Source organism: Spirosoma humi, assembly GCF_054776575.1.
The window spans coordinates 173,134-199,482 of record NZ_BAAHBR010000017.1 but is presented as its reverse complement, the minus strand read 5'-3'; the positions used below and the strand labels follow the sequence as shown (position 1 = coordinate 199,482).

The following is a 26,349-nucleotide window of genomic DNA, read 5'->3' as shown; positions in this document are numbered from 1 at the left end:
GTTTATCATTGCGCCATGAGTGCAGTAGCGTTAGTTTTGAGGTCATTAACGCTACTGCATTTATGGAAATAGCTGATTCTTTTGTCCCGACGGCGGGTGTCGTCGGCGTTTTTCCGTTAGTCACGTACTTTTTTCTGATCGTGGCTACGTATGGTTTTCTGGGTACTTTCATCTTCGCACTGGCTTCACGCACAAATATACCCTCGTCACAAGGCTCTACATTAGTCCCCCTTTTAACAGCCGTCATTGCGGCCATTTCCGCTCTTTCTTACTACCGAATTCAGGCCTATTACCACGATATGCTGGCTGAATTGGTAACAGTAGCTGCTGTCGGCGACAGGCAGGTATTCATCCGGGAATCATACAATGCCATTGGCCAATTCCGCTACATGGACTGGGCGATCACTATTCCGCTGCTACTGATTCAGGTGGCCTTAGTCGCCAAGCCTCAGCCAGCCCTTCAGACACAGACCTTAACCAGATTAGCGGCAGGCAGCTTTTTCATGGCGTTGGCTGGTTATATTGGCCATCAACAACTCGCTTTTGATAATGAAATTTTGATCGGGCCTAAGTTACTATGGGGAGCCATCTCTCTGCTTGGATACGGTGTTGTTCTACACACTTTACTCCCAGTATGGAGGCAGCTTGCTGGACCTGTCCAGCCCACTTTGACACGCAAGTATCGGTTGGTTGCTTACTCTCTTGGCATTTTTGGCGTTATTTACCCACTTGGCTATATTCTGACATTTTTTGATATCGACTTCAACTGGATTCACATTGCCTATACGATTGCCGATGTTAGCAGCAAAATCGGAATAGGCCTGTTCATCTATTTCGCAAACACGAGTCTTTCCCAACCAAACGAATGAAATCGTTAGCCTTCCTGTCCATTCTGGTTCTGTTGGCAGCCTACCAGCCTCCTTCTGTAACTGACCGACCTGACCTGGGCCGTTTTTTTGACGCGGAGAAATTACCCGGTTCATTTTTGCTGTACGACCTCAAAAAAGATGCGTACACCGCCTATCGGTTCGAGCGCTGTCAACAGACATTTCTGCCTGCGTCGACATTCAAAATTGCCAATACACTGATTGGCCTGGAGACGGGAATCCTTCAGAATGAAAACACACCCATGAAATGGGACGGGGTCAAACGGGACGTTGCTGCCTGGAATCAGGACCATACTCTTCAATCTGCCTTTCAGGTGTCCTGCGTCCCTTGCTACCGCGAACTCGCCCGGCAGATTGGGCTGGAGCGAATGACCGCGTTTGTCAAAAAAGCGCACTATGGGCACATGGATATTCACGCGGACAACCTCGATCAGTTCTGGTTAACGGGAAAATCACGCATTTCGCAGGTAGAAGAAATTGATTTCTTAAAGCGTATCTATCAGGGTAATGTCCCTTTCTCCGAAAGAAACCGCGCTGTGCTGAAAAAAATCATGCTTATGGACGAGAAGCCAACCTACAAATTATACGGCAAAACAGGTTGGGCGACCAACATAGACGGAACCACCGTTACTGGGCCAAACATCGGTTGGTTTGTAGGATACGTTGAAAAAGGCAACGATGTTTATTTCTTTGCCACGAACGTTGAACATCCAACGCCTGTACCCGATACGTTCGTGCCCGGCCGTCGACGAATTACCGAGAAAATTCTGGCTGAGTTGGGTATTCTATAACATCAAAGCGGTCTTAATCCTTCTATTTGCCACCACCAGCATTCTGACCAATGCTTATTTCGATTTGCCTATGCGTTCTTTTTACAGCTCGATTCTCTTTGTCCTGTTTATTCTGCCCCTGGCCAGCGCGCAAAATGGCATTGTGGTTTTTCAGTCTGACTTTGGCCTGAAAGACGGAGCCGTATCAGCGATGAAAGGGGTGGCCGTGGGCGTATCACCAGGCCTCACGCTACTGGACCTGACCCATGAGATTCCTCCCTACAACATTTGGGAAGCGGCCTATCGGCTCCATCAAACGGTCCCCTATTACCCGAAAGGCACCGTGTTCGTTTCTGTCTGCGACCCCGGCGTAGGTACGGAACGACGCTCGGTTGTGCTGCTGACGAAAACCGGCCATTACATTGTAACCCCCGATAATGGTACACTCACCCTAGTTGCCGAACATCTCGGCATTCAGGAGATTCGCCAGATCGATGAAGCCATTAACCGACTTAAAAATTCAGCCGCATCATACACGTTTCACGGACGCGATGTCTACGCGTATACGGCCGCCCGTCTGGCCTCTAAAACGATTACATTCGCGCAGGTAGGACCTACGTTAGCAGCCGAAGTTGTTCGCCTTCCCTATCAAAAAGCAGTGCAGGATAAAGGGTTGGTAAAAGGAAATATCCCGGTTCTGGATGTTCAGTACGGCAACGTCTGGAGCAATATTCCTAAAGTCATGATTGACCAGTTGGGTGTTAAGCCCGGCGAAACGCTTCACATTCAGATCTTTTTCAAAAATGACCTACGCTACGACAAGCGCGTTCCGTTGGTCAATACGTTCGGTGAAGCCCCCACTGGCGACGATGTTGGCTATGTAAACAGCCTGCTGAATTTCTCCGTTGCGGTAAACCAGGGCAATTTTTCTGAGAAATATAAAGTGCTGAGCGGGCCAGACTGGACGCTCGTCGTCAGCAAATAATGCAGTAAACCTATCACGCTAAACGCTTTGCATGGTGCTCAGTCGCCGATAGAAGCCTTCGTCCAGCGTCAGGAGCTCCTCATGGCGACCCTGCTCCACAATACGCCCCTGATTCACCACCAGGATCTCGTCGGCGTGTTGAATGGTACTGAGCCGGTGCGCAATAACCAGAGTTGTCCGGTTAGCCATCAGGCGTGTCAAGGCTTCCTGTACCAGTTTTTCAGATTCCGTATCCAATGCCGAAGTGGCTTCGTCGAGAATCAATATCGGCGGATTTTTCAGGATAGCCCGGGCAATACTGATGCGCTGCCGTTGGCCGCCCGATAGTTTGCCCCCCCGGTCGCCAATGATGGTTTGATAACCCTCGGTCTGCGCCACAATAAACTCGTGGGCATTGGCAATACGGGCCGCTTCCATTACCTCGGCTTCTGTAGCCGCACTACCAAAGGCCATATTGTTGAAGATTGTATCATTGAACAGAATACTTTCCTGGGTCACAATGCCCATAAGCCCTCGTAGAGAAGCCATTGTGCAGTCGCGCAGGTCAACGCCATCGATCAGAATACGGCCAGCAGTGGGGTCGTAGAACCGGGGCATCAGATCAGCAATGGTCGATTTTCCGCCACCCGATGAGCCCACGAGGGCGATGGTTTTTCCTTTCTGAAGATCGAATGTTATGTCGCGCAGAACGGGGGTATCGGCATTGTAAGCAAACGATACCTGCTGCACCGAAATTCTATCTTGAAAGCTGGTCAGCGTAACCGCATTTGGTTTATCCTGTACGGCAGGGATGGTATCGATCAATTCCAGCACGCGCTCGCCCGAGGCCAGTCCCCGCTGCGACCCGCTGAAAGCGTTCGAGATGTCTTTGGCGGGCCGGGTTACCTGCGAGAAAATAGCGATGTAGGTAATGAAGGCAGCCGCTGTCAAATCGGATTGGCCGCTCAATACGAGCGAACCACCGTAAAACAAAATACCGGTTACAACCGCCACGCCCATCACCTCCGAAAAGGGAGAGGCTAATTCGCGTCGGTTGGCCAGCGATCGAATAGCATTCCGGTAGCCATCGTTTTCGCGCCGAAATTTATCCAGGATGAATCCCTCCGCTACGAATCCTTTTACTACGCGCATTCCGCCAAACGTCTCATCCAGCAAACTTACGAGCCCACTCAACCGCAGTTGAACTTCCTGCGCGTCCCGCTTCATCCGGCGGACAAGCGTAGCAATAAAACCGCCTGAAACGGGAATAACGATAATGGCAAACAAGGTCAGCTTGACCGAAATACCCAGCAGCGCGATAATGTACCCAATCAGCAGAAATACTTCTTTCGAGGCAGCCGACAGTGTGTTGGCGATCGAGTTCTCTACTTCCTGCACATCGGTTGTGGTGCGCGAAATGAGGTTACCTTTGCGCTCGTTGGAGAAGAAACCCAGATGAAGGTGCAGCGTCCGGCTAAAGACCGCTTCGCGAAGCTTGGCCACCATGCGCGCCTTAAACGACTCCAACTGCCTGATCGAAAGGTATTTAAATAAATTATTGAGCAGTACTGACAGAATAATGATGAAGCAGACAAATTGCAGGGCACCAACTTTGCCGTATTCCTGAAACACCTGGGCAAAGTAATACCGGAAGAAGTCGCTGGGGCCTGTTTCGATGGATGGGGCGGGTTGGTTCAGGAACGCCTTCATTTCGGTGGCATCGACCTTATCGAACAAGATGCTGAGCAGCGGTATGAGCAGGGTAAAATTTAACACACCAAAGACACTGGACAGCAACGACGTCAATACGAACGGCGTCAGGAAGCGACCCAGCGGTTTGGCAAACGAGAGTAATCGGAGGTATGTTTTCATTCTTCCTGCAAAGGTAATCCGAACCGGGATTTATATAATTGATCTGAAAGACGATGATTCGTCTTCCTGAAAAACGCCTTTAGTGAAATAGATGGTTTGTGAAAAGGTCTGGTACATTAAATAGGCATTTTTAGGGATTGTTATCAGCCTACAGGTGTTGTAAAAGAAACGGTCAACGGCCCACTTTTTGACAAATCGTACCCTACTAACGACTTATGCTTGAATTAATCTTAGTGTCTGCTTTTGTCGGTTATCTCATTTACCTGCGCTATTATGCCGATCAACGGACAAACGCCCAGAAAGAAGCCGAACAGCTTCAGGAAGGCATCACACTCTACGAAACAGGGCAGCTTGCCAAATCGCTGACTTATTTCAACAATGCCATTAGCACCCGACCAACATCGGCGGTAGCCTACTTGTACCGTGCCCGGATTTACCGGGAACTGGGCGACCAGCAGGCGGCTATGGCTGATCTGAATCAGGGCAAAAGCTACGACGACAGCATTGCCGAACTGCATTTGGAGAGCGGCCAGATTCACTACCAGCAAAAGGATTATTCGACAGCGTTTCAGGATTTCGACAAAGCGATCTTTCACACCCACGGCGACATGGCCGAGCCGTACCGCTGGCGTGGTTTGGTCCGTCAGCAACTCCACCAAACCGAGCAGGCCGAACAGGATATAGCCAGAGCCAGTCAACTTGAGCAGGCAAGAAAAGACCAACCATTGGCCGCCCAGGCCGAGGGGAAAGGCTTTTTAAACCGGCGCTTTTTGCTCAATGCGGGCCTGACAGTAGTGGCGAGTCTGATTCTGCTGTATCTCATTAAACTAAGCACGGTTATTCACTGGCCTTACCTGTGGGCTGCCTCATCGGCCGTTGGTATCGGCTTTCTGGAACCTCGAAAAGGGTGGGCCGTGGCTATTCTACAGGCCTTAACAATCCTAATCGGGTATTATGTAGTGGTAGGGCCGGACCCGCTCAGTACCCATCGAGAGGTAGAAACGTTCAGTCTGTATGGCTCCATTGGGCTGACCTTTGTCGGTAGTCTGATCGGCAGTGTTCTGCGTAAGGCCCAGCGTTAACAAAATCGCAGCTCAGGCTCGGCAATAGACAATCTGCACGAAAACTAGTCGATGCCCGGCATATATGCGTGAGTACATGCATAGCTTGCGTAGAAAATCACCCTGGAAGCTACCCTGCCTAGTACATTCTTTTATCAGAATCGTCGTGAGGTAAATTATGCCATTAGACTACCAAGTTCGCCAGTATATATTATCGCTTATAGTGTGAGTATGTTACTACTGCTACTAAATAAATACTTGCTTCCAAACTATGACGCTGGACTCTCAGCCCAGATGATTATCCTATTGGAGAGCTTACTGGAAACCTTGTGCTTTATTTATTACACATCGATTGTCCTGGCAATCAGAAAGGTGTAGACGAATAATCGAAATAACCCTCTTCAAAAGGCCGCTTAACTCAGGGTTTTGGTTTCGCCAACTCTTCATACAATTTCCAATACTCTCCCGCGGCAGTTGGCCAGCTAAATCCGGCAGCCCGACGACGTAATCTGTCTTCGCGCAACGGATTTTGACCAAAATCGTGCAAGCCATCATGAAGGACTTTAGCCATGTTCTCCGGCTCAAAGTTTTCGAAATAATAGGCCTCCTTACCTCCTACTTCGGGTAAGCTCGTCCGGTCCGAAATGAATACCGGCTTGCCGAACATCATAGCTTCGGCCACCGGTAAGCCAAATCCTTCGGTAAGAGAAGGAAACAAAAACGCTTCGCAGTGGGCGTAAAGCCATAACTTAGTCGCTTCATCGACCGAACCAGGTAACAATAAACGGTCAGCAATACCGAGTTTCTGGGCTTGCTCGCGAATGTGCTGAGCATACGGATGACGGTCCGGTCCCGCTAAAACCAATCGATAATCGGGAAAAGCTTCGAGCAGCGGAAGCAGCGTATGCACGTTCTTTTTGGGATGAATAACGCCGATGAATAACAGAAAAGGTGCCTGGGTAAACGCACGGATAGGGGCATCGGCAGGGGCTGAGTCCGGCGGAATGTTCGTTGGCGTAGCTGCCGGATCAACGGCAACACCATTGTGAATGACGCGTATAGGCATGGCCGCCGGAATGTGCAGATGCTCCTTCAGCACAGATGCTGTATAGCGGGAAATAGCCGTCAAGCCCGTAGCTTGATCAATGACCCGTTGACTATGCTGCAGTTTGCGTGCTTTTTTTCTGGCTGAGTAATCGGAACGTTCCAGAAAATTCAGGTCGTGAATCGTTACAATTAATTTCCCCTGCGATTTACCGGGTAAATACCCGGAATCCTGATGCAAGCAGTGCCATACCGTGTACTGCCCCCGAATCCAGAGTTTCTGCAACCAGGACGCTTCAATATAGCTCACCGAATCACCGAAAACTCCCGACTGCCCTTTGGGAACCAGAAAAGTCAGATTCCACCCACCAGGCCGTTGGCGAACAAGTTCGTGGCCAAGATGCAGGCAAACCTGGCCCAAACCACTATTCAGGTCACGCAGACGTTCGGCGTCGATAAAGAGAGAAGGCATAGTATCGTCTAATTTTAGCAAAATTGGGAAATTTTGATAGCACCCCACCAAATAAATTCAGAACGGTCGTGGCAAAACGCTGACATGGAGCGATACCACAACCGTTGGTAAGAAAAATCATCGGAGCCTCATTCTCCACAAAACTCCTGACACATGAATCATAGTTCAGGGCTTATCTTTGTCGCATGACTTTACAAAATGACTTATTACTGCGCACCGCACGGGGCGAATTGACCGAGCGAGTGCCGGTCTGGATGATGCGTCAGGCCGGGCGTGTGCTTCCACAATATCGGGCCGTTCGGGAGCGGGCCGGGAGTTTCATTACGCTGGCAAAAACCCCCGAACTAGCCGCCGAGGTGACCATTCAGCCAGTCGATGCGTTCGATGTGGATGCCGCCATTATTTTCTCCGACATTCTGGTCGTACCCGAAGCGATGGGGCTGCCCTATGAAATGATCGAAAGCCGGGGCCCCGTTTTCCCGTCGACGATACGAAACCAGGCCGACCTGAGTCGGTTGCGCGTTGCCGATGCCGAAAGTGATCTGGGTTATGTGCTCGACGCCATCAAACTCACGAAGAAAGAACTGAACAATCGGGTGCCGCTCATTGGCTTTGCCGGAGCGCCCTTCACTATTTTCTGTTACATGACCGAAGGCAAAGGCTCAAAAACCTTTTCGGTTGCCAAGAAACTGCTCTACACCGACCCCAATTTTGCCCACGCGCTGCTACAGCAAATCACCGATAGCACGATAGCCTATTTGCAGGCGCAGATACGGGCGGGTGTCGACCTGGTCCAGATTTTCGATTCATGGGCGGGTATTCTCTCCCCCGAACAATACAGAACGTTTTCACTGCCTTACATCAAGCAGATTTGTGATCTTGTCGGTGGGGCATCGGACCGTCAGGTACCGGTCACTGTTTTTGCCAAAGGGGCCTTCTTCGCCCGTCACGAAATTGGTCAGTTAAGCTGTGATGTGGTCGGGCTGGACTGGAATATGGACCCGAAAGAATCACGGGAATTGATTCCGGACCGGGTCTTGCAGGGAAACCTGGACCCCTGCGTACTGTACGCTGATTTTGCTCAGATTCGGGCCGAAGTAAAACAGATGGTCAGCGACTTTGGTCACCAGCACTACATTGCCAATCTCGGCCACGGAATTTATCCGGATACCGATCCCGATAAAGCCCGCTGCTTTGTCGACGCGGTGAAAGAAATGTAGGACGGTGGTGCGGCTGGTCGGACCAGATGTCGGTAGGCCGCACCACCACTCTACTCACAAGCTTTCTTTTGCTTCCTGTTTCAGTTGGGCTTTATCGATAGGCACGACGCCAACGGATTCACACACTAACCCGCCCCCCAGGTTAGACAGCCCGGCAATGATACTCGGCGGCTGTTTCAGCGCTACGCAACAGGCGGCAATGCTGATAACCGTATCGCCCGCACCTGACACATCGGCAATTTTGCGGATATGAGCGGGCAGCTTCAACTTCTCGTTGTTATAATCAATAAATGCGCCCCGCTCCGATAAGGTTATCAGAGCGCCTTTCAGGTTCAGCGTTTCCTTTAACTGGTCGACCACCGCTTCGAACTCCTCGGCATTATCAACATCGAAGTCTACTTTCAAGCCCTCCCGCAGTTCTTTCAGATTCGGCTTGAAAAGCGTTGTATTCTGGTACGACAGGAAGTTGCGCTTCTTAGGGTCAACCACCGTGGGCACCCGCTGTTCATTGGCGAAGTTAGTGATCTCGGTAATGGCTTCTTTACTCAGAACGCCTTTGTCATAATCTTCAAAAATAACGACGTGACAGCTTGGAATAAGTTCTTTCGCTTTAGCAATTAGTTGCTCGCGCTCGTCGGTTGTAATGTATTTATCCGTTTCCGTATCGACGCGAACCACCTGCTGGGAACCAGCGATGATACGTTCCTTGATCGTAGTAATGCGGGATTTGCTCCGAATAAGTCCATCGCAATTCAGTCCCCGATCACAAAGCTCCTGTTCCAGTAGATCGCCTGGCCCATCCGTCCCGATAATCGAACAAATGATGGCTTCGGCCCCCAGTGCCTGCACATTCAGCAACACGTTGCCAGCCCCCCCCAGGCGCCGTTCGCGCCGGTCGACGGTTACTACGGGGACGGGTGCTTCGGGCGAGATCCGCTCCACCCGTCCCCAGACGTACGAATCGAGCATGACGTCGCCAATAATCAACACACGAAGTTTGTCGAACTGATCGAACAGTTCATCCAGGGACATATCTAAGACCATCAGGTCGCGAGCAGAACTCATAGGTGCAGCGGGATTGGTATAATACAAATAAACAAAACACGAACGCCTTTTCCGAACAGATAGGATCTCTTCGAGTAAACGGGAAAATCACTGTCTATCAACAAAGTACAGTAACACATCAGGTTTTAAAAACAACAGAACCACAGGCAATGTCAGACTGACCGCTAGCCAGACCAGAGCCTTGGGCAAATCAATGGGCTCCGATGCGTCGGTTTGAGCAGCCATTGGACGAAAAAACAGCAGGAATGGAATCTTCAGATAATAGACCAATGAAATCAGGGCGTTTAATAAGCCTACTGCAAATAAAGCCAGTAGCCAGTTATCGCCCGTTTGCTGGTAAGCTTCGTAAAGCGCCGAAAAAGACAGAAGTTTTGCCGTGAACCCCACCGTTGGCGGCAGCCCTGTCAGCCCCAGCATCACCACCGTCAAAGCAATAGCCAACAGGGGCTGCTTTGGGCCCAGACCGGCAAAATTGCGAATTGTAAGCGGTTCGTTCGATAGAACGCCGGTGCTACGCGCCAGCAAATCGACCAGAAAAAAAGCCGCCAGCGACATAAACAGGTAGGTTCCTACGTAAAACAAAACCGCTTCGAAACCCGCGTTGTTCAACGCGACCACACCCACCAGCAAAAACCCAGCATGGGCAATGGTGGAATAAGCCAGCAGCCGCTTGGCGTCCGTCTGCCGAAGTGCCGACAGGTTACCGATCAAAATACCCGCCAATGCCAGCACGGCCAACGGCGTTTGCAGAACGGCCGCAGTTGTGCCACCCATCCCCGATTCGGCGGGCAGGGCTGTTATTACCCGCATCAGTACCAGCACGGCAGCCGCCTTTGGTCCAACCGAAAAAAACGCAGCGACGGGTACAGGAGCGGCTTCGTACGCATCGGGCGTCCATATGTGGAAGGGTACTCCGGCCAGCTTGAACAGCAACCCAGCCGCCGTAAGCAACATGGCGACAGCCACTACCGAACCATCCTGATGAGCGAGTTCGGCCCCGAAAGCATCCGCTGTCAGATCGAGTGTACCGGTCATCCCGTACAGTAACGACATACCATACAGCATGATGGCTGAACTTACGGCCCCAAATAAGAGGTATTTGATACCACCTTCGGATGCTTTTCGATCGGTGGTGAGCGCGGTAAGTAGGTAGGAACAAATAGAAACCAGTTCGATGCTCAGATAAATACTGAGCATATTGACCGACATTGTCATCAGAAACAGCCCCAGCACCATAGCGACCAGCAGTGGATACCACTCGAACGGCAGTCCGGCGCGTTGAACAAAACCACGACTATAGCGAGCCTGGCCCGCTTGTCCGGTTTCCGCCTGCTGAAAGGATAAAAACTCATACAGGATAACCAGGATAGCCCCTAATGCAACAATAGCCTGTACAAAAATAGCCTGCTGGTCAATGAACAGTACGTTCATGAACAGGAATCCCCTTGTGGACTGATACACCGCCCAAAGTCCCGCCACTAAAAGAAAAATGATACTCAACCCAGCCAGATAACGACGTACCGTCGGCAGTGGCATGACCCGAACAAAAATCAATTCAGCAATCAGCAGCAGACAAAATGAGATGGATAGCCATAGTTCAGGCCCGAAGCCCCGAAGGCTACTGAGAATGTCGGTGAGTTGATCGGTAAGAGACAAATCGTGAATAATGAATGGTGAATGGTGAATTATGAACGGTCTGTAGCCAGTGTGCGTGTCATTTATAATTCAGCATTTATCCTAAGTTTAAACCATTCCGTCGCGGTCGGGTTGGCCTTCGTAGCTGCGCAGTTTCACGGGGGCCTGCTTCTTGCGAAGCCGGATATTCAGGAACTCGACCAGCAGCGAGAAAGCAATAGCGAAGTACAAATACCCTTTGGGCACCGTACCGACTTCCTGATCGAAGATGACCACTTCGGACAAGTGAGCGCCTTCGGCCACCAGCATAAACCCGATCATAATTAAAAAGGCAAGCCCTAGCATCTGAATAGTCGGGTGTTCATTGACGAATGACCCAACGGGTCCGGCAAAGAACATCATAATCAGGATAGACAGCACAACGGCGATCATCATAATAGTCACGTTCTGCGTCAGACCGATGGCCGTTAGAATAGAGTCGATCGAAAAAACGATGTTTGTGATGGCAATTTGCGTAACCACGCTCGATACCGTGGCTTTTCCTTTCACGTTCCCTTCAGCCTCCTCTTCGGCACCACCTTCTAATTTATGGTGAATTTCGGAGGTAGCTTTATAGAGCAGAAACAGCCCCCCGGCAAACAGAATAAGACTCTGCCCCGTCAGAGCTGCCTTGAACCAGCCCGCGTCAATGTGCGTAAATGGCTTGCTCAGGGATATAACAAAGGAAATGCCCATCAGCAACACCAGCCGGAAACCCATAGCCAGCATTAAACCAATATTCCGGGCCTTGGGCTGATCATTGCGGGCAAGTTTGTTAGCCGCAATGGAAATAAAAATAATGTTGTCGATACCTAGAACAATTTCGAGAAATGTCAGGGTCAGAAGGCTAATGATGGACTCGGCGGTAAAAAGATCGCTCATGGTTGAACTAAAGTGAAAGCCAAAATTACCCCCTTCGGTCCGGGTCTGCAACAACTTGTCGAAGAAAGAACCGGCAACTGGACAAAAGGTTACCGGATCGGACAACTGGTTATTGGCATTAAAATAAGGTTAGAGCAACAATTCAGGGCCAAACGGCGTATAGTGGTAAACGCTACTGGTATGGCCTTGTGACTAGCTCCGTGAGTAGCCGGAACCGATGCCGGTTAAATAGGATATATTTAAGGACATTAGTAGCTTTGACCGTAATCTGGTAACATAATAGCGCCTAGCTCGTTATAAAATGACGTATCACGTCCTGACGTAATTCCAAACTGATTAGTTTTTCGCCAAAACTCAGCGTCTTGTGTCAAAATTGTTTGTCCGTATTCTGCTTGGTCTGATTGCCATCATTCTGCTGCTGGTCGGGTTTGTGGTTATTGTTGCTACCACACCCTGGGGGCAGCAACTGGTTACCAATCAGGTGAATTCATACCTTGCTCAAAAACTTCAATCGCCCTTTCGAATTGGACGCATCAGTTATTCGATTCCCGACTGGATCGAACTGGAAGACGTGTATTTTAAAACGCCCAAAGGCGATACTCTGATCGACGGGGGCCGTATGCGCGTAGACCTCGACATGTGGGGCCTGCTCAATAACCGGGTCGCCCTAAATCAAATCGAACTCGAACATATTCGCCTGAATATAAGTCGTACGTTACCCGAGCGCAACGGCGCACCGCCGACCTTTAACTTCCAGTACATCCTCGATGCTTTTGACACAGGAACCGCTCCGGAACCTTCAGATACCGTATCGACGCCAATGGCCATCAACCTGAATGGTATTGCCTTGAAAGATGTGCGAATCAAGTATAAAGACGATGTTGCTGGTGCCGATGTGAATGCGTATCTGGATAGTCTGCGGGCTTCGTTCAGCGAGACCGACGTAGCCACGTCGAAATACCATTTGTCGAATGTAGCCGTCAATGGCCTTAACCTCTATACTCGGTTATATGAAGGTCTACCGACACCACCAAGTGCTCCAAGTAAACCGGGAGACACCCTCAATTTAGCCCTGGGAAAATGGCAGATAAACAAGGCGAAGTGGGATGTTCGCGTTGAAACCGCTGATTTCCAGACCAGAGGTAACGCCGAACGACTCGCCATGGAGTCGGACTATTTCTACCTGGAAGGGGAAAAAATAGGTATCAAATCGCTTGAACTGAGTAATGCGGACATAGCTGCTCTACTAACCAAACCGACAAAAAAAGCAGTCGTTCAACCCGAGGCTCTAACACCGGTTACGCCCGGCTGGCAAGCCAGGCTTACGAATGTCCGCTTTGCCAACAACCGCATCCGCTACGACGATGAGACGGCCCCTCGTCAGAAAAAAGGCCTTGACTACGGTCACCTCGATTTACAGAACCTGGGTATAGATGGGCGCTTTCTGGTCTACCAAGACCTGGGCAAACGAGGCCAGAAAATCAGTGGCCAACTGCGCAACGGCAAGTTCCGGTCCACCAGCGGTTTTGTTCTCCAACAACTGGAAGGTAACGTCCTTTATACCGACACCACGACAACACTGACCAAGCTTTACATCCAGACGCCAACCAGTTTGATCCGCGACCAGATGGTGTTGCGATACGACTCGTTGGGCCAGTTAACAAACCCACGTTTCGCGAAGCGCGTAGGCGTTCGTGTAAACCTGCGTCAGAGTCGCTTATCGGTAGAGGATGTGCTGCAACTGGCTCCATTCTTAGCCGATACGCCCCCCTTTGCGGGCAATAGCGGAGGTGTTTTCAGGGCCAATGCGCAGGCAACAGGTACACTGGCCTCGCTGAACTTGCCGCGCCTGGAATTCGATATGCTTTCGGGCACAAAAATACGGGCCAGCGGACGCCTGACGAATGTGACGGACCCCGATCATATTGGCGTCGATATGACCGTGCAGCAGGCCGTAACCAGTCTGGCCGATATCAATAAGCTGGCCCCCAAAGGCTCCATCCCCTCCTCCATTGCCCTGCCACCCTCGCTTCAACTTACCGGAAAGATCCAGGGGCAGTTGAACGATCTCGTTCTGGATGCCAAACTAAACACCGCCTGGGGCACGGCCGCTTTTGATGGAAAACTAACCGGTTTTGTAGCGGGTAAGAATCAAACCTACAAAGGCACGTTGGACCTCAACGACTTCGATGCAGGCAAGTGGTTAAAACAACCCGAAACCATTGGTAAAGTAACCGGCCGGGCTACGGTCGATGGGCGCGGTATTGACCCCAAAACGTTGTCGACCCGGTTCGACCTAGCGGTTCAATCGGCCGAACTCAGCGGTTACACGTATCAGAACCTGGATGCCGAAGGCAATCTGGCGAATGGCAACCTCAACCTGGTTGGTTCATTAAAAGATCCGAATGCTAGCCTGACTCTCGATACAAAAGTTGGCCTTCAGGGCGACTTTCCGAGTATTAAAGGGCAGGCCGTCGTGAATGAATTAAACCTGCAAAAACTGAAGCTGTACAGTGACCCGCTGTCGCTTAAAGGTCGAATTATTCTCGATATGGCGTCAACGGACCCCGCCAAGCCCGTTGGTACTGTGTCGGCCAGCGATGCAATCCTCAGTCTGAATGGCAAAAGCTACCCAATCGACTCACTGTATGCCCGGCTGTCGGCCGATGGCGGCACCAAAAATGTAGTCGCTCAACTGCCGGGTGCCCGGATGACGCTAAATGGTCAGTTTGAATACACGCAGCTATACGACATTATTGCGGGCGAAATCAGCCAGTATATTGCCTTACCCTCGCTGACCTATAAACGAATTCCGCCCCCGCACGCCTTTACACTGGCGCTGAAAGCCTACCAGAATCCACTTTTCCAGGCCTTTGTGCCAGCGCTGACGCGACTGGATACGGTTCGGTTCAATGCTTATCTGGACAACACCCGCGACACCACACTCTCGGCTACCCTTCGCATCGGCGTGGTCGTTTATGATACCACTACCTTACAAGGTAGCACGATGACCCTACGGGGAGCCAATAACCAGTTGAAAGTTGATGGACGAATCGACGGGATTCTATACGATGGTATAACCATTCGCCAGACAAATCTGAACGGTATAGCGGCTAATAACAAGTTCCGGTTTGCGGTTGTCAACAAGGATTCGATTGATCAGGACTTACATGGCGTTTCGGGTACGCTGAGCATTGTCGACTCCAGTTACCGGTTCAACTTTGCTCCAAATGGGCTACTGACCAATTACCAGCGCTGGCAAACGGATACGGCCGGTTTCGCGCAGTACGGTAAAGACGGGGTGCTACTTAACCGGCTCCATATCGAAACCGATCAGCAATCGCTGGAAATAAGTAGTACGGAGCAATACGGCAACGCGCCAATTCGGGTAACAGCCCGTGCAATTGAACTAGGCAATCTGGCACGCCTGGCCAATCAGGATACGACCCTGGCCAGCGGGCAGCTTAACGGCACCGTAGTCGTGCGCGACTATATGAGTACCGATAGTAAGCTGGCATTTATCGGGTCTGTCTATGTCGACAGCCTAAAAGTCATGACCAAGCCCATTGGCAATCTCACGGCCCGCTTTAACAATACATCCGACGGACGCATCAGTGTAAATACAGCCCTCTCAGGGCCCTATAATGACGCAACCGTTACAGGATTCTATAATCCGGACGATGCCAAGAAAGCCCTTGATCTGGCTATTAAGCTGAACCGCCTGGATGCGCGAACTATCGAAGCCTTTAGTTTTGGCGAGCTGCGGCAGGCTAAGGGAAATCTTACCGGTGGATTTACCGTAGAAGGCGCTGTGGACAACCCCAAAATGGATGGCAGCGTTGCGTTCGATTCCGTCGCGTTCAACATTAAGCAGCTTAATGCAACCTACCGCATCGACCAGGAGAAGCTGGCTTTTTCGGGACAAACGATTACGCTGGAAGGGTTTAACCTACGCGACGAGCAGGGACGAACCCTCACGACGGATGGTACTGTTACGCTAAAAAACCTGCCCAATGCTGCCTATAATCTACGCGTTCGGGCCGATCATTTTCAGGTGCTCAATGCTGGCCGTAAAGACAATGACTATGCTTACGGGCAGGCCTCTGTCAGCACCGATCTGCGCATCAAAGGGGCGGGTTCCAACGCGTCGATCAATGGCACCATCCGGCTCGAAGATGGTAGTAAAGTAGCAATGGTGCTGCCCGATGATGCCGCCAGTGCCAATGAAGCAAACGGGATTGTGACTTTCATTAACCATAACGATTCACTCGCCCTGGTTAAATACCTGTATAAACCCAAGATTGATTCCCTTAAACCAAGACTGGCCTTTGACGAGTTGAGCAACTCAACCATCTCTGTCGATCTGGAGGCCGACGAAAAGTCAGAACTAACGATTGTTGTCGATGAACTAAATGGCGATTACTTACGCGCACGAGGTAATGCTCGCCTTAATGTAGGCGTCAATGCCGCAGGGCAAATAACGGTACTTGGTCGTTACGAAGTAACCGAGGGTGAGTATTCGCTGACGTATCAGGTTCTGAAACGGCAATTTGAACTCCAGAAAGGGGGTTATATCAACTTCACCGGCGACCCTCTGAAAGCCGACATTAATATGACGGCCGTCTATAAAGTGTCGGTTCCTCCCGGCGACCTTATTGGCAACGAAACGTCGTCAACCGACGCGGCATCGCTTAAACGAAAACTTCCCTTCGAAGTTGATCTTACCATCAGTGATAACCTGGCCTCGCCAAAACTGAGCTTCGATATCCGACTTCCCGAGGTAGAGAATTCATCTATTGATCAGGGTAATGGCCTCGGCTCAAGCGTTGAATCAAAACTCAAAACACTCCGCCAGGACCCCGCCCAGATAAACAAGCAAGTCTTTGCATTGCTCATTTTGAATCGTTTTCTACCCGAGAATTCGTCGGACTTCTTCTCCGGATCGGATAATGGTGGGTTGAATACCCAGGCCGAAAACATTGCCCGTAGTAGCGTCAGTAAACTCATTTCGGATCAGTTGGGCCGGTTGGCGTCGGGGGTTCTGAAAGGGTTTGACGTTGACTTCAACTTGCTATCGCAGGCGGGCAGCGGTAATACGGGAGGAACAACGAACGGCTCCCGAACCGACCTGAATGTAGGTTTATCACGGAGTTTTCTGGCTGGCCGGGTAACCGTCTCGGTAGGCAAAAACTTTGTGCTCGACAACTCGGCCAACGCTGCCGTCCCTAGCCAGAATCAGGTATTTGACAACTTGTCAGCCAACTATAATATCACCCGTGATGGCCGGTATGTGCTGCGCGCTTATCGACGCAACGACTATCAGGCCGTATTGGATGGCTATATTATTGAAACGGGGGTTGGGTTCATCATTTCGATGGATTTCAATACACTATCCGAAATTTTCCGCCGATCATCTGCCGGGCCCGTGCTGAATTAATTCGTTATGATCTTTTTATCAACCAGAAAAATCAGTCATTCTATACCTACCCTTGTTTCGCCCATACGAGCGAAGACTTTTTTTCATTTACCAGTTTCGACCTTTGTCGTACCCCTGATGGTGTGGCTGTTCAGCGCCTGTAATATAGCCAAGCACTTACCGGCCAATGAGCGCTTGTATATGGGCACGGATATTAATATACATGCCGACTCAACTATTTCGGCAGTGGAACAGAGCGGCCTGAAAGAGCAGTTAGCGGCCCAGGCACGCCCCCGACCGAACAAGCAGTTATTTGGTTACCCGTATAAAGTAGGTTTATATTATCTGTTCGGCGAGCCTAAAAAAAATGGTTTCCGGGCCTGGTTCCGCAAAAAATTTGGTCAGGAACCCGTGTTTGCCAGCGCGAAAGCCATTACCTCAAACATACCTGTTTTTAAAGCGACCCTTCAGAATCAGGGCTATTTCGGGTCAGAAGCTGCCGGTAAAATTGTTGAAGAAGGGTATAAAGCACGGGGGGTGTACGATGTCGACGTAAAGCAACGCTTTTATATCGATTCTACGGGTTTTTTGGTTGACTCGACCCCCGTTCGCAAAGCCCTTCTGGCTTCATCCAGACGAACAGTTATCAAGAAGGGAGATCCTTACCTGTTCGACAATATCAAGCTGGAGCGAGAGCGTATTAGTCAGTCCATCAAACAGCGTGGTTTTTACTATTTTTTGCCCGACTACATTGCGGTCATTGCCGATAACGATACGGCACGACACCGGACAAAACTCTATTTTGCCATCAAGCCCGACATGCCTGAAGCGGCTGGCGTGCCTTATTACATCCGCGACGTCTTTATTTACTCGAACTACAACCTGTCGACGGCTCGAAATGACACTAACCAACGGCAGGCATTCAAGACAGACGAACAATTCAGGGTTGTCGACTCCACGAATCGGTTTGATCCAAAATTATTTCGTGACATCGTTACGGTGCAGCCGGGCAAGCGCTACAACAGCCGTATGCAGGACCTTACCCTCTCGCGATTCATCAATGTGGGCGCCTTTAAATTTGTCCGAAACCGCTTCGAACCAGATCAGCAGGGAGACACAGCCGTGCTGGACGTTCACTACTACCTGACGCCTTATCCGGCAAAAGCAGTGCGTGTCGAGTTGGATGGCACATCCCGTTCCAACAACTTTAACGGTACGCAAATAATCTTGAGCTGGCGCAATCGAAACGCACTCCGACGGGCGGAGTTATTGACAATCAATGCCAATGCCGGGATCGAGTTTCAGGTGGGGGCCGCTGGCGAAGGAATTACTAATTACCGGTATGGACTCGATGGAACTTTGAGTTTTCCCAGGCTGGTGGCTCCTTTCCGGTTTAAGTACGATCAGCGCCAGGCTCTGCCCAAAACCAACCTCACGTTAGGTTATCAGACAATACTTCGCGGGGGGTTGTACCGGATCAATTCGGCTCAGACGACATTTGGCTATGCGTGGCGGCAAAATCAGCAGATCGAACATGTATTCCAGCCTTTTAATATCAACTATGTTTTTGTGCCCCAAGACCAGATCGGTGACCGCGTTTACGAGATTATACAAGATCCTAATATTCCTGAAGTGGTAAGAAAACAATATCTTAATACAGTATTTTTCTCTGATCAGCTTATTTTAAGCTCTATATACACCTTCAATTTCAATTCGCCAGTTCGTTCATTGTCGCCCACCTCCTATCGAATAACTGCCAATGCAGAGGCAGCGGGTAATCTGGCAAGCCTCTTTTTTCGTAAGCCCATCCTAAATGATAATCGGAACGGAATCTTTGGCGCGGCTTATGCACAATTTCTGAGATTCGATGTTGATGGTCGACTCTATCGACGGTTGACGTCAAAAATAACCTGGGCTAATCGCCTGTTTGCGGGTGTTGGAATTACCTACGGAAACTCGGCGAATAGATCTTTACCCTTTACCAAACAGTACTTTGTTGGAGGCAGTAACAGTATTCGGGCCTTTCGGCCAAGGGCGATTGGTCCTGGTTTATTCACCCGGGATACCATCCGTAACGTGCCAATTTTTCAGGATGGTGGGGGCGATATCAGACTGGAGGCCAATACAGAAATACGCGCCAAATTTAACAAGTATATCGAAGGGGCTGTCTTTGTCGATGCAGGGAACGTCTGGTCCTATTCTGACTCAAATACGTTTGGCCCTGAAGCATTGTTCACCAATACGTTTTATAAACAAATCGCTATTGGTACAGGCGTCGGCATCCGAATTGACTTGTCCTATTTCCTGATCCGGCTCGATGTAGCAACACCCCTGCGCAAGCCTTATAAAACAGAGGGCAGTGAGTGGATTATCGACAAAATGGCGTTCGGTAGCCGAGACTGGCGCAAACAAAATCTGGTTTTTAACATAGGCGTCGGCTATCCATTTTAAGCTTTGTAACGAGGAGATGCGGCATTCCGACACACCTTGCCCACTCTACAAAACAGGCTGAAGCACTTTCCAAACCGTATTGGCTACAATTTTATGGCCAGCGGGGGTTGGATGAATGCCATCGGGCTGGTTCAGTTTAGGAATACCGCCTACGTTTTCGAGCAAAAAGGGGATCAAGACAACCTTATTCTTGTCGGCTAACGCCTTAAACATCTTCCTGAACTCCTTCGCATACGAGGTTCCCATATTTGGCGGAATCTGCATACCTGCCAGCACAATTTTGGCCTGCGGGCTCTTCCGGCGAACGGTATCCATAATGGCCTGTAAATTTTGGCGGGTTGCCGTTAAGGGAAGTCCCCGCAGTCCGTCGTTACCGCCGAGTTCCAGCACAAATACCGCTACGGGTTTGCGCAACACCCAACCGATTCGGCTTTTGCCACCGGCAGTCGTTTCGCCACTCAAGCCCGCGTTGACAACGGTATAATTCAATCCGGCAGAGTCGATCTTTTGCCCGATCAGGGCAGGAAACGCCTGGGCCGGCTCGACACCGTAACCCGCTGTCAGGCTATTGCCATAGAACAGAATAGTTTGTTTTTGGGCCGTATTGGCTGGTTTGGCATCCGCTTGTTTGGTCGGATTGGCTGGCTGGGACGTTTTGGTATCGGATGAACCACAGCCCCAGACCGTTAAGACCAGCATCAACCCGCTTATCACAGAAAAGGGTGTTTTGCTCATTGTGAAGAACTTCATCGGTTTTGCAACGGTTAAATCAGGTAAACGCAAACGTAAAGGCGAGGTTCGCAAAGTACGCTAAGAATCCTTTGTGAACCTCGCCTTTATTTGCCCTGTTGCGATTAAAACCTGTTTCCATGAGTATTCTTCGCGTCGAAAATCTAACTAAAACTTACTCCAGCGGGGGCCGGGAACTAACGGTTCTGCATGCTGTCAACTTCACGCTCGAACCGGGAGACACCTTTTCCATCGTAGGGCCGTCGGGCAGTGGCAAAACAACCCTGCTGGGCTTATGTGCCGGATTAGACCGGGCGTCGTCGGGCAGCGTTTATCTAAACGATGTTCGCCTGGATACACTCAATGAAGACCAGCGGGCGGCTATTCGGAATCAATACGTCGGGTTTATTTTTCAGAACTTCCAGCTTCTGCCCACGCTCACCGCTCTCGAAAATGTGATGGTACCCCTCGAACTACGGGGCGAGAAAGGAGTCGAGAAAGCGGCCCATGCATTATTGGAACGTGTTGGCCTGGGTCAGCGTGGGCACCACTACCCTACCCAGCTCTCCGGCGGCGAACAGCAGCGGATTTCGCTGGCGCGGGCATTTGCCAACCGGCCAAAGCTCCTCTTCGCCGATGAACCAACCGGCAATCTCGACGCCGATACCAGTGCCACAGTCGTCGACTTACTGTTCGAACTCAACCGCCAAGCCGGAACCACACTCGTCCTCGTCACACACGATATGGAACTAGCTTCCCGAACCCAACGCGTTATTCGGATCAAAGGAGGAAGCGTAGTATCTGATACAATGACTGAATGATTGATCAAGTAAGTGCCCAACGCTTATCTATTCACTCATTCCATCGCTCAGTAAATCAAACGTAATGAACACCTCCTGGCTCTTCCGCATGGCCTGGCGCGACAGTCGCCGGAGCCGACAACGGTTACTTCTCTTTATGTCTGCCATTGTGCTGGGTATTGCCGCGCTGGTAGCCATAAATTCGTTCGGCGATAACCTGGCCCGCAGTATTGATGAACAGGCGAAGGAACTCCTCGGTGCTGATCTTACACTATCCTGGAACCGGCCGCCATCGCCCAAAACAGCCCAACTGATGAAAACCATCGGTCGTGATCGAGCGTACGAAGTTTCCTTTGCTTCGCTGGTATCTATTCCCAAAACCGGGGGTGTTCGACTGGCGCAGGTAAAAGGATTACAGGGTAATTTTCCGTTTTATGGTACCTGGGAAGTTCAGCCGGTATCGGCCGTTCAAGCTTTTCGCCAGGCGACCACTCGGGTGGCCTTGGTAGACGATGCGTTGCTGGTGCAGCTAGGAGCCGTCCCCGGCGATTCTGTGCGCGTTGGAAACCTGTCTTTCCTTATTGCCGGACGGGTCACAAAAACACCCGGCCAGGCGGCTATTGCGGCTACTGTTGCTCCAACCGTTTTTATTCCAAATCAATTTTTAGCCCAAACCGGCTTGCTACAGCGCGGCAGTCGGGTGGCCTATAAATACTATTACCAGTTTGCGCTGGGCACTGCTGTCGATACATACATCAAACCAATATCGGCACGTCTGGATAAGGACGGTATAAGCTACGACACGGTTTCCGGACGTAAAAAACAAACCGGCCGTTCTTTCGCCGACCTGACCAAATACCTGAGTTTGGTAGCTTTCGTGGCCCTATTACTAGGCTGCGTGGGTGTTGCCAGCGCGGTGCAACTCTATGTAAAAGAAAAGGTTACGTCCGTGGCTATTCTACGAACCCTTGGTACCAGCGGGCGTCAGGCTTTTCTGATTTATCTTATTCAGACGGCCCTAATGGGCCTGCTTGGGGCCGTAATTGGCGCCTTAGCCGGATCAGCGATTCAACTGATCCTTCCACGTGTGTTCGGCAATTTCCTTCCCATTACGGTCGAAACCACGTTATCAGGCCCGGCTATTCTCGGTGGCATTGGTACCGGACTGCTCATTTCGGTTCTGTTTGCGTTGCTGCCGTTGCTGGCTATTCGCAATGTATCGCCCCTGCGCACCTTGCGTAATTCTTACGAAGCAGACCTGAGCAACAGAGACCCCTTCCGATGGCTTGTGTATTTGCTGGTGATTGGCTTCATTATTGGCTTTGCCTATTGGCAAACCCATAACTTCATGCTTGCTCTCGGTTTTACGGGTGGCCTGGCACTGGCGTTTGGCATCCTGACAGCGCTGGGGCTAGGTTTGATCTGGCTTGTCCGCCGGTTCTTTCCGACCTCCTGGAGCTACATCTGGCGACAGAGTTTAGCGAATTTATACCGTCCCAATAATCAGACGCTTATCCTCGTCACCTCCATCGGTCTTGGCGCGTTTCTCATTGCCACACTTTACCTGACCCAGGGGCTTTTGCTCGGTCGGGTGGAGTTGTCAGCTAGTGGAAATCAGCCCAATATGGTGCTGTTCGATATTCAGAATGAGCAGATTGCCGGTATTCGATCGCTGATAAAAACACAGCGCTTGCCTGTTCTGCAGGAAGTACCCGTCGTAACGATGCGTCTGTCTGACATTAACGGAACCACCGGCGCGGTTCGCCAGGATACCGCGCTCAAAACCCCAAAATGGGCCTTTACCCGCGAATACCGGGTTACGTACCGGGATACGCTGATCTCGTCGGAAAAATTAAGCTCGGGCAAGGCACCCTATCAGGCCAATGGGGCTATTTATGTCTCCATCGAGAAAGATTTTCTGGACCGGATGCACCTAAAACTGGGCGATACCCTCGATTTCAACGTGCAGGGGGCACCCATACAGACCATTGTTGGTGGCACCCGCGAAGTCGAGTGGAATCGGGTACAAACCAACTTCCTGGTCGTATTTCCGTCGGGCGTGCTGGAGCAGGCCCCCCAGTTCCACGTACTCATGACCCGTGTGCCCAACAACCAGGTTTCGGCGGTGCTTCAGCGGGCACTCGTGAGCCAATTCCCTAACGTATCGGCGATTGACCTGGGATTGATCTTAAAAACGGTGGATGATATTCTGGGGCAGATTTCGTTTGTTATCCAGTTCATGGCTCTGTTCAGCATACTGACGGGTCTGCTGGTACTGGCTAGCTCGGTGGTAATCAGCAAATACCAGCGGCTCCGCGAAAGCGTGCTTCTCCGAACACTCGGTGCCAGCCGTGCCCAGATACTGCGTATCACTGCGCTCGAGTATGGCTTATTGGGTCTACTAGCAGCCCTTTCGGGCATCCTGCTCTCGGTGGCTGGTACCTGGGCCTTAGCCCGTTACGTATTCGAGGTTCCTTATCGGCCCGATGTTTTACCCCTGGTCGTTATTTCTCTTTCCGTGACCGCGTTGACCGTATTTATTGGGGTCTTCAATAGCCGTGAGGTGCTCGTCAGACCACCCCTGGATGTACTGCGTGCGGAGGGTTAACGAAAAGCCAGGCATGAAGATAAATCCTGACTGCGTAGTTTTCCGTACCATGGCATGATCGGTGCGTGAATATACGGTTTAGCAAAAGCCGTACAATCGCTCTAAAACCTGGCCCAACGACATCGGAGATTTGTAGCACCAAAAAACGCTCTAAACTCTTAAATTTTGTCATGGAAAAAGCATTCTGGCTTAACTCCTGGGAATTAGAAGGCCCCTATACCAGTTTCCACCGTAAAGACATTCACCCTTACCTGATCAAGCACCTGCCCCCTTTTTCGCTGGAAGGCAAGTCGATTTTCGTTCCTCTCTGCGGCAAAAGCGTTGATATGATCTACTTTGGTCACTTCGCCCAGCGGGTTGTAGGAGTCGAGATTGTTGAGAAAGCCGTGCTACAGTTCTTTTCCGATAACCGACGGCCCTATCAGCGGATCGGCAACCGATTCATTTCAGGCAATATTACCATTTTTTGCTGCGACCTCTTTAGTTTAACCAGTGAAGATATTGGGCCGGTTGACGTTGTGTACGATCGGGCATCGCTAGTGGCCTTACCTAATTCCATGCGGATGCAGTATTTACAAACTCTCGAAAAATTAACGCCCGTAGGCGCCTTAACTTTTTTGAATACGGTCGAGTACGAACCTTCCCTGCCGACTCCTCCATTCAGCCTATCGTCCAGCGATGTTGCCAGCTATTTCCCGAATTATGTTATTAATCACGTGGAGAGCCCAACCTTACCAAATCATGGCATGGTACGAAAATTCAATCTAAAGTTTCTGATCGAACATGGCTTTCTAATGCGAAAATTATATGACACAACCGTTTACGCAGACGCAGAGGAAATGTCGGAGAAAGCGGTCAGGTAAAAACCTTACCCCACCATCACTTCCACTGCATTACATCCAGCACATTGGGGGAGAAATCATACTCTTCGGGTTGATTGGAGCCGATTAACAGAAGCTGGTCAGGGCCGAGTCGACGTACTTGCTCCTGATACCAGGCGGCTCCCTGCCGATCAAGGTTGGCAGTAGGCTCGTCCAGAATAACGACCGGTGCGTCAGAGAAGAAGGCCAGACCAAGTTTAACGCGCTGCTTCATACCCGACGAAAAATACTTTATTTCTTTATGACGAGCGTGGGTCAGCAACAGGCGGTCGGCAACGGCTTCACTGGTCAGGTTGTTCCGAAAAGGTTTGAAGGTCTGATGAAACGTCAGCAGTTCATCCAGTGTCAATTCCTCGACCAACTCAAGATAAGGAGCGGCAATGCTTACCTGCCGAAACCAATTGTCGGGATCAATCAGCACACCATCCTGCGAATACGTCAGATTGCCCTCGGTAGTGGGCAAATTCCCGGCTAATAATTGGAGCAGCGTTGATTTTCCGCTGCCATTGGGGCCGACAAACGTATAGCTTGTACCGGCCTTGAGCGTCAGGTTTACGTGACGAAAAATCCACTCCCTCCGGTACTTTTTACCGATTTTCTCGGTAGAGATTGTCAGCATTGTTGATAGTATGAGTGCCGCCGGAACGGATGGCGCAAGGCCGGGCCACATTGGCTCCAGCCTTGTGCCGTCATGCGTTTATTCGCGCTCCACGTTGCTGTTTGACGGGCCTTTCATAATGCCCCGCTCCGACGACCGAATGAAGTTCACAATTTCATCGCGCTCATCGGATGGAGGCAGCTCCAGCTCGATCTGTGTCAACGCATCGGCATTGTTTAACCCACGCATGTAGATATAGCGATAGATTTCCTGAATCTGGTTGATCTTGTCGTTTTCGAACCCCCGCCGACGCAGGCCAATGGAGTTGATACCGGTATAAGACAATGGTTCACGGGCGGCCTTCGTAAACGGTGGTACATCTTTACGCACCAGCGAACCGCCCGAAACCATGGCGTGGGCGCCAATTTTCACCCATTGGTGCACCGAGCTGGAACCACCAATGATGGCCCAATTGCCCATATGCACATGTCCACCCATTTGCACATTATTAATAATCAGGCAGTGGTTACCGATTCGGCAATCGTGCGCCACGTGCGCGTAGGCCATTACCAGACAATCTGACCCGATTTCGGTTTTCCAATGCTCTTCCGTGCCCCGACTGATGGTGGCATATTCACGAATGGTTGTGTTATCGCCAATGTAAGTTCGGGTGTACTCGTTATTGAATTTTAAATCCTGTGGCGTTGATGAGATCACCGCTCCTGGATAAATTTTACAGTTCCGGCCAATACGAGCTCCTTCGTTGATAACCGCATGCGAACCAATCCATGTTCCCTCGGCAATCTCAACGTCTTTATGGATAATCGCAAATGGCTCGATCACCACGTTCTGCGCTATTTTCGCTTCAGGGTGAATGTAAGCTAATGGTTGAATCATTTTTCTACTGATGAATGATGAATGATGAATTAAAAAAGATAACCAATTGATAGCCTTC

General features: G+C 50.6%; 18 protein-coding genes. 10 read left to right on the top strand and 8 right to left on the bottom strand.

Translation table 11 applies throughout. From position 1 onward, the window contains the following. Nucleotides 1-62 precede the first annotated feature (62 nt). The 3 genes from ACYU8Y_RS23000 to ACYU8Y_RS22990 all read left to right on the top strand — a co-directional run bounded on the left by ACYU8Y_RS23000 (nt 63) and on the right by ACYU8Y_RS22990 (nt 2,642). The gene (locus tag ACYU8Y_RS23000) at nt 63-869 is read left to right on the top strand and encodes a bacteriorhodopsin (protein ID WP_460940487.1); all 807 of its coding nucleotides are present in this window, start codon (nt 63-65) and stop codon (nt 867-869) included. Beyond that, nucleotides 866-1,678, top strand: coding sequence for a class D beta-lactamase (gene blaOXA, locus ACYU8Y_RS22995; RefSeq protein WP_460940486.1), 813 nt, complete (start codon nt 866-868; stop codon nt 1,676-1,678). Before ACYU8Y_RS23000 ends, blaOXA begins: the two co-directional genes overlap by 4 nt. Before the next feature lie 70 nt (nt 1,679-1,748). Further along, nucleotides 1,749-2,642 (top strand): SAM hydrolase/SAM-dependent halogenase family protein, encoded by an 894-nt coding sequence (locus tag ACYU8Y_RS22990; protein ID WP_460940484.1) that lies wholly within the window; start codon nt 1,749-1,751, stop codon nt 2,640-2,642. Between the two features lie 18 nt (nt 2,643-2,660). On the opposite strand, the gene ACYU8Y_RS22985 is transcribed toward ACYU8Y_RS22990, so the two are convergent. Then, complete coding sequence (locus tag ACYU8Y_RS22985; protein ID WP_460940483.1) at nt 2,661-4,493, bottom strand: ABC transporter ATP-binding protein; 1,833 nt, start codon at nt 4,491-4,493, stop codon at nt 2,661-2,663. 215 nt (nt 4,494-4,708) lie between these two features. Between ACYU8Y_RS22985 and ACYU8Y_RS22980 the strand changes: the two genes are divergently transcribed. Then, on the top strand, nt 4,709-5,575 hold the full coding sequence (locus tag ACYU8Y_RS22980; protein ID WP_460940481.1) for a tetratricopeptide repeat protein: 867 nt from the start codon (nt 4,709-4,711) through the stop codon (nt 5,573-5,575). 397 nt (nt 5,576-5,972) lie between these two features. Here ACYU8Y_RS22980 and ACYU8Y_RS22975 read toward each other — a convergent pair whose 3' ends face one another. Then, nucleotides 5,973-7,070: a glycosyltransferase family 4 protein gene (locus ACYU8Y_RS22975; protein ID WP_460940480.1), complete on the bottom strand. Its 1,098-nt coding sequence runs from the start codon at nt 7,068-7,070 to the stop codon at nt 5,973-5,975. Between the two features lie 185 nt (nt 7,071-7,255). On the opposite strand from ACYU8Y_RS22975, the gene hemE reads away from it, so the two are divergent. Continuing rightward, on the top strand, nt 7,256-8,290 hold the full coding sequence (gene hemE / locus ACYU8Y_RS22970) for a uroporphyrinogen decarboxylase (protein WP_460940479.1): 1,035 nt from the start codon (nt 7,256-7,258) through the stop codon (nt 8,288-8,290). Nucleotides 8,291-8,344: 54 nt separating this feature from the next. Here the strand turns inward: hemE and ACYU8Y_RS22965 are convergent, their stop codons facing one another. The 3 genes from ACYU8Y_RS22965 to ACYU8Y_RS22955 all read right to left on the bottom strand — a co-directional run bounded on the left by ACYU8Y_RS22965 (nt 8,345) and on the right by ACYU8Y_RS22955 (nt 11,911). Beyond that, a complete protein-coding gene (locus ACYU8Y_RS22965; protein ID WP_460941203.1) occupies nt 8,345-9,334 on the bottom strand; it encodes a bifunctional heptose 7-phosphate kinase/heptose 1-phosphate adenyltransferase in 990 nt (329 codons plus the stop codon). A gap of 108 nt (nt 9,335-9,442) precedes the next feature. Beyond that, a complete protein-coding gene (locus ACYU8Y_RS22960; protein ID WP_460940478.1) occupies nt 9,443-11,011 on the bottom strand; it encodes an NADH-quinone oxidoreductase subunit N in 1,569 nt (522 codons plus the stop codon). An 87-nt stretch (nt 11,012-11,098) separates the two neighbouring features. After that, nucleotides 11,099-11,911 carry a TerC family protein gene (locus ACYU8Y_RS22955; protein WP_460940477.1) on the bottom strand — a complete coding sequence of 271 codons (813 nt, stop codon included), beginning with the start codon at nt 11,909-11,911 and terminating at the stop codon, nt 11,099-11,101. 364 nt (nt 11,912-12,275) lie between these two features. Here ACYU8Y_RS22955 and ACYU8Y_RS22950 point away from each other — a divergent pair, with 364 nt between their 5' ends. After that, nucleotides 12,276-17,348, top strand: a complete 5,073-nt coding sequence (locus ACYU8Y_RS22950; RefSeq protein ID WP_460940476.1) for a translocation/assembly module TamB domain-containing protein — start codon at nt 12,276-12,278, stop codon at nt 17,346-17,348. A 6-nt stretch (nt 17,349-17,354) separates the two neighbouring features. Then, nucleotides 17,355-19,778 (top strand): translocation and assembly module lipoprotein TamL, encoded by a 2,424-nt coding sequence (tamL, locus tag ACYU8Y_RS22945; protein ID WP_460940474.1) that lies wholly within the window; start codon nt 17,355-17,357, stop codon nt 19,776-19,778. Nucleotides 19,779-19,823: 45 nt separating this feature from the next. Here the strand turns inward: tamL and ACYU8Y_RS22940 are convergent, their stop codons facing one another. After that, the gene (locus ACYU8Y_RS22940) at nt 19,824-20,528 is read right to left on the bottom strand and encodes an arylesterase (protein ID WP_460940473.1); all 705 of its coding nucleotides are present in this window, start codon (nt 20,526-20,528) and stop codon (nt 19,824-19,826) included. 119 nt (nt 20,529-20,647) lie between these two features. Here ACYU8Y_RS22940 and ACYU8Y_RS22935 point away from each other — a divergent pair, with 119 nt between their 5' ends. From ACYU8Y_RS22935 to ACYU8Y_RS22925, 3 genes are all read left to right on the top strand, one after another. Beyond that, nucleotides 20,648-21,328: an ABC transporter ATP-binding protein gene (locus tag ACYU8Y_RS22935; RefSeq protein ID WP_460940472.1), complete on the top strand. Its 681-nt coding sequence runs from the start codon at nt 20,648-20,650 to the stop codon at nt 21,326-21,328. 88 nt (nt 21,329-21,416) lie between these two features. Further along, on the top strand, nt 21,417-23,915 hold the full coding sequence (locus ACYU8Y_RS22930) for an ABC transporter permease (protein WP_460941202.1): 2,499 nt from the start codon (nt 21,417-21,419) through the stop codon (nt 23,913-23,915). Between the two features lie 170 nt (nt 23,916-24,085). Next, a complete protein-coding gene (locus ACYU8Y_RS22925; protein ID WP_460940471.1) occupies nt 24,086-24,778 on the top strand; it encodes a class I SAM-dependent methyltransferase in 693 nt (230 codons plus the stop codon). Between the two features lie 16 nt (nt 24,779-24,794). On the opposite strand, the gene ACYU8Y_RS22920 is transcribed toward ACYU8Y_RS22925, so the two are convergent. Both ACYU8Y_RS22920 and lpxA read right to left on the bottom strand, forming a co-directional pair. Continuing rightward, entirely contained in the window at nt 24,795-25,415 is a 621-nt protein-coding gene (locus tag ACYU8Y_RS22920; RefSeq protein ID WP_460940469.1) for an ABC transporter ATP-binding protein, read from the bottom strand. 78 nt (nt 25,416-25,493) lie between these two features. After that, nucleotides 25,494-26,291: an acyl-ACP--UDP-N-acetylglucosamine O-acyltransferase gene (lpxA, locus tag ACYU8Y_RS22915; protein WP_460940468.1), complete on the bottom strand. Its 798-nt coding sequence runs from the start codon at nt 26,289-26,291 to the stop codon at nt 25,494-25,496. Nucleotides 26,292-26,349 lie beyond the last annotated feature (58 nt).

What these genes read in the sequence shown, in the direction of transcription:
- ACYU8Y_RS22925 (WP_460940471.1), top strand. Translation starts at nt 24,086, where the DNA reads ATGGAAAAAGCATTCTGGCTTAACTCCTGGGAATTAGAAGGCCCCTAT.
- ACYU8Y_RS22955 (WP_460940477.1), bottom strand. Translation starts at nt 11,911, where the DNA reads ATGAGCGATCTTTTTACCGCCGAGTCCATCATTAGCCTTCTGACCCTG.
- ACYU8Y_RS22980 (WP_460940481.1), top strand. Translation starts at nt 4,709, where the DNA reads ATGCTTGAATTAATCTTAGTGTCTGCTTTTGTCGGTTATCTCATTTAC.
- ACYU8Y_RS22930 (WP_460941202.1), top strand. Translation starts at nt 21,417, where the DNA reads ATGGCCTGGCGCGACAGTCGCCGGAGCCGACAACGGTTACTTCTCTTT.
- ACYU8Y_RS23000 (WP_460940487.1), top strand. Translation starts at nt 63, where the DNA reads ATGGAAATAGCTGATTCTTTTGTCCCGACGGCGGGTGTCGTCGGCGTT.
- ACYU8Y_RS22990 (WP_460940484.1), top strand. Translation starts at nt 1,749, where the DNA reads ATGCGTTCTTTTTACAGCTCGATTCTCTTTGTCCTGTTTATTCTGCCC.
- ACYU8Y_RS22920 (WP_460940469.1), bottom strand. Translation starts at nt 25,415, where the DNA reads ATGCTGACAATCTCTACCGAGAAAATCGGTAAAAAGTACCGGAGGGAG.
- ACYU8Y_RS22985 (WP_460940483.1), bottom strand. Translation starts at nt 4,493, where the DNA reads ATGAAAACATACCTCCGATTACTCTCGTTTGCCAAACCGCTGGGTCGC.
- ACYU8Y_RS22935 (WP_460940472.1), top strand. Translation starts at nt 20,648, where the DNA reads ATGAGTATTCTTCGCGTCGAAAATCTAACTAAAACTTACTCCAGCGGG.
- ACYU8Y_RS22940 (WP_460940473.1), bottom strand. Translation starts at nt 20,528, where the DNA reads ATGAAGTTCTTCACAATGAGCAAAACACCCTTTTCTGTGATAAGCGGG.
- blaOXA (WP_460940486.1), top strand. Translation starts at nt 866, where the DNA reads ATGAAATCGTTAGCCTTCCTGTCCATTCTGGTTCTGTTGGCAGCCTAC.
- ACYU8Y_RS22965 (WP_460941203.1), bottom strand. Translation starts at nt 9,334, where the DNA reads ATGGTCTTAGATATGTCCCTGGATGAACTGTTCGATCAGTTCGACAAA.
- lpxA (WP_460940468.1), bottom strand. Translation starts at nt 26,291, where the DNA reads ATGATTCAACCATTAGCTTACATTCACCCTGAAGCGAAAATAGCGCAG.
- tamL (WP_460940474.1), top strand. Translation starts at nt 17,355, where the DNA reads ATGATCTTTTTATCAACCAGAAAAATCAGTCATTCTATACCTACCCTT.
- hemE (WP_460940479.1), top strand. Translation starts at nt 7,256, where the DNA reads ATGACTTTACAAAATGACTTATTACTGCGCACCGCACGGGGCGAATTG.
- ACYU8Y_RS22975 (WP_460940480.1), bottom strand. Translation starts at nt 7,070, where the DNA reads ATGCCTTCTCTCTTTATCGACGCCGAACGTCTGCGTGACCTGAATAGT.